4 protein-coding genes, 1 tRNA gene and 2 pseudogenes are annotated in these 3,033 nt (G+C 68.4%); 4 read left to right on the forward strand and 3 right to left on the reverse strand.

Translation table 11 applies throughout. The annotated features are described in order from the left end of the window. Both FV222_RS29930 and FV222_RS21610 read left to right on the forward strand, forming a co-directional pair. Positions 1–180: pseudogene (locus FV222_RS29930) on the forward strand (ceramide glucosyltransferase); the annotation flags it as partial. A gap of 64 nt (positions 181–244) precedes the next feature. Then, the gene (locus FV222_RS21610; RefSeq protein WP_147815609.1) at positions 245–937 is read left to right on the forward strand and encodes a gamma-glutamyl-gamma-aminobutyrate hydrolase family protein; all 693 of its coding nucleotides are present in this window, start codon (positions 245–247) and stop codon (positions 935–937) included. 16 nt (positions 938–953) lie between these two features. Here FV222_RS21610 and FV222_RS21615 read toward each other — a convergent pair whose 3' ends face one another. The 3 genes from FV222_RS21615 to FV222_RS21625 all read right to left on the reverse strand — a co-directional run bounded on the left by FV222_RS21615 (position 954) and on the right by FV222_RS21625 (position 1,748). Continuing rightward, on the reverse strand, positions 954–1,187 hold the full coding sequence (locus FV222_RS21615) for a CopG family antitoxin (protein ID WP_238272545.1): 234 nt from the start codon (positions 1,185–1,187) through the stop codon (positions 954–956). Continuing rightward, on the reverse strand, positions 1,171–1,476 hold the full coding sequence (locus FV222_RS21620; protein ID WP_210246516.1) for a BrnT family toxin: 306 nt from the start codon (positions 1,474–1,476) through the stop codon (positions 1,171–1,173). The genes FV222_RS21615 and FV222_RS21620 overlap by 17 nt, the downstream gene beginning before the upstream one ends. 187 nt (positions 1,477–1,663) lie before the next feature. Beyond that, positions 1,664–1,748 (reverse strand) — tRNA-Leu (locus tag FV222_RS21625). A 141-nt stretch (positions 1,749–1,889) separates the two neighbouring features. On the opposite strand from FV222_RS21625, the gene FV222_RS21630 reads away from it, so the two are divergent. Both FV222_RS21630 and FV222_RS21635 read left to right on the forward strand, forming a co-directional pair. After that, positions 1,890–2,471, forward strand: a complete 582-nt coding sequence (locus tag FV222_RS21630; protein ID WP_147727379.1) for a YqaA family protein — start codon at positions 1,890–1,892, stop codon at positions 2,469–2,471. After that, positions 2,472–2,945: pseudogene (locus tag FV222_RS21635) on the forward strand (disulfide bond formation protein B); the annotation flags it as partial. Positions 2,946–3,033: the final 88 nt, after the last annotated feature.

Consider the following 3,033-nt stretch of genomic DNA (forward strand, 5'->3'; position numbering starts at 1 on the left):
GGCTGGTTCCACGCGCCGCGGCTGCTCGTCGGCTTCCTGCTGCGCGACGCCCTGATCCCACTGGTCTGGTGCGCGGCCTGGACCCATCGCGCGATCGTCTGGCGCGGCAACGCCATGGACATCCGCCTGAAGGGCGCCGTCGGCCCGCGCGCGGTCCTCCGGCGGGCACGCGCCGCCTGAGGCGGTTGCATCGCGCTGTGAACGGCGCGATGCCGAGCCTGTCGCCCATAGCAACGGTCAGCCCGTGCGCATCGCCATCCTCGAAGCCGGCTCGCCGCCGACGCGGCTCGCCCGCTTCCCGTCCTACGGCGCGATGACCGCGCGCATGATCGGCCCGGCGCATGCCGCCACGATCCTCGACGTGCGCGCCGGCGAGCTACCAACAGACCCGGATGCCTTCGACGGCTACGCGGTCACCGGCTCGGCCGCCGGCGTCTACGATCCGCTGCCCTGGATCGCGCCGTTGATCGGGTTCCTGCGCGCGCTGCCACCGGGCAAGCCGCTGGTCGGCATCTGCTTCGGCCATCAGGTCATGGCGGAGGCCTATGGCGGCCGCGCGGTCCGCTCCGGGAAGGGCCGCGGGCTCGGGCTCCACAGCTATGCGGTGACCGAGCGGGCGCCGTACATGGACGACGCGGACCGGATCGCCGTGGCGGCCTTCCACCAGGATCAGGTCGTCGAGGCTCCGCCCGCCACCCGGGTGCTGGCGGCGAGCGCCTTCACCCCCTACGCGATGCTGGCCTATGAGGACCGTGCCGCGCTCTCGGTGCAGTTCCACCCGGAATTCGAGCCCGATTACACCCGCGCGCTGATCGCCGGCCATTCGGAGGCGCAGGACGACCCCGAACGCGCACGGGCCGCGCTCGTCTCCCTCGACGCACCGGACGACCGGCACCGGGTCGGAGGCTGGATCCGTCGGTTCCTCGAAGGCAAATAGCCCAAGGGACCAAGGGTCAGGTACGCCCCACGTCCTGCTCGATCAGCATGCGGACGTAGCGGGTGAAGGGGATTCCCTTCGCCTTGGCCTTCGCCTTCACGGCGTCGAGCAGAGGTTGCGGGATATGCATGTTGAAGGCCGCAGCCTTCGTCTCGAACGCGAACGGCACCGGAACCATCGCCGAAAAATCGTATTCGGTTAGGTCCGCCTCTGCGACGAAGCGCTCTGCCTCGTCATCTGTCGTCAGCACGGGCCATGGCGTCTTCATAGCTCTTCACTTCTTTCGCATGCATGTACCGCGAACTGATCGGTCGTATCATGGTCCGACCATCTATCTGGCGCAGCGTGAAAACCACGAACACGAAGCGCCCTGCCTCCGTCCGGCCGGCCGTTCGCAAGCGTTTCTCGATCGGGCTCGGATCGTCGACGACGAAACGCGCGGACGCGATGACGTGTTCGATCTCACCCTTCGAAACGCCGTGCCGGCCGCATTTGGGCCAGTTGCCCCCATCCCATTCGAAGCCCGCGACCGTCAGCATCGCCGTACAGACTGTTCGCTCGCGACGACGAACGCAACACAGGCCGAAAGTGACCGGCCGGCGACCAACCGCTTCCTGAGAGCGTCGGGAGACTGCATCGCCCCAACTTCAAAATCTGAATTTGTCATCGAGAAGCGGAGACTGACACCCGGCAAGGCATCGGGGCCGCTTTCGGATATGACACTTTTGGTGCGGGTAGAGGGAATCGAACCCCCACGCCTTGCGGCTGGCGATTTTGAGTCGCCCGCGTCTACCAGTTCCACCATACCCGCGACGGGGAGCCTTTTCGCACAGGTTCCGCGGTCGGGCCAAGCCCTTTCCGGGCTCGCGCCGCGTGCGCCGGCACGCTGGTGCGTTCGGGCCGGCTGTGCTCAAAGGGCGCCCTCTCCCCGAACCGGATGCAGACGGTCCCGATGATCCGCCGCCTCTACGAGTGGATACTCGCGCTCTCAGGCAAGCCGTCGGCGCCCTACGTGCTGGGTGCCGTGGCCTTCGCCGAAAGCTCGTTCTTCCCGGTTCCGCCCGATGCGATGCTGGTGCCGATGGCGGTGAGCCGGCCCGACCGGGTCTGGTTCTACGCGCTGATCGCCACGGTCGGCTCGGTGCTCGGGGGTCTCGTCGGCTACGCCATCGGCGCGCTGCTGTTCGACTCGCTCGGAACCTGGCTGATCCGCCTCTACGGGCTGCAGGACAAGGCCGCGACCTTCCAGCAATCCTATGCCGAGTACGGCCACTGGGTGATCCTGCTGAAGGGCCTCACGCCGATCCCCTACAAGCTCGTGACCATCACCTCGGGCTTCGCCCATTACAGCCTGTTCTGGTTCACGCTGCTGTCGATCGTCACCCGCGGGGCGCGCTTCTTCATCCTGGCGGGGCTGCTCGGGCGCTACGGCGTCCAGATCCGCGGCGTGCTTGACCGGCACCTCAACGCGGTCGTCGCGATCTCGGTCGCGGTGATCGTCCTCGGCTTCGTCCTGTTCAAGGTGATCCTCTAGATGAGCTACGCCGCCCTGCTGCGCCTGCGCCGCGCCGCGCTCAGCCTTCTGATCGGCTCCGTGCTCACGGTGGGCGCCGCCCTCGTGCTGCAGTTCGGCTACGGCTACGCGCCGTGCAAGCTCTGCCTGACCGAGCGCCTGCCCTACTATGCCGCCGTGCCGTTGAGCCTGCTGGCTCTCTTCCTGCCGGAGCGGCTCTCGCGCCTGGCCCTCGGGCTGGCCGCGGCCGGCCTGCTCTACGGGGCCGGGCTCGGCGCCTACCATGCCGGCGCGGAATGGGGGTTCTGGCCGGGGCCGACCGATTGCGGTGGCGGGACCGGCGCGAACCCGGCCGCCGTCGGCGACTTCCTGAACGCCCTCCAGACGACGAGGGTGGTCGATTGCTCGGTCGCGGCGATGAAGGTGCTCGGGATCTCGCTCGCGGGCTGGAACGCGGTCGTCGCCTTCGTGCTCGCCAGCGTCGCCGGCACGGCCTGCTCGGGGAGGGCGATTGCCTCCTCGCCCTCGCGGCGCGCGAAATCGTTGCTGTCAGCGTCCATGGCGTCCCGACCGGTCCGTCCGG

Origin of the sequence: Methylobacterium sp. WL103 (genome assembly GCF_008039885.1) — a bacterium.
Lineage (GTDB): Bacteria > Pseudomonadota > Alphaproteobacteria > Rhizobiales > Beijerinckiaceae > Methylobacterium > Methylobacterium cerastii.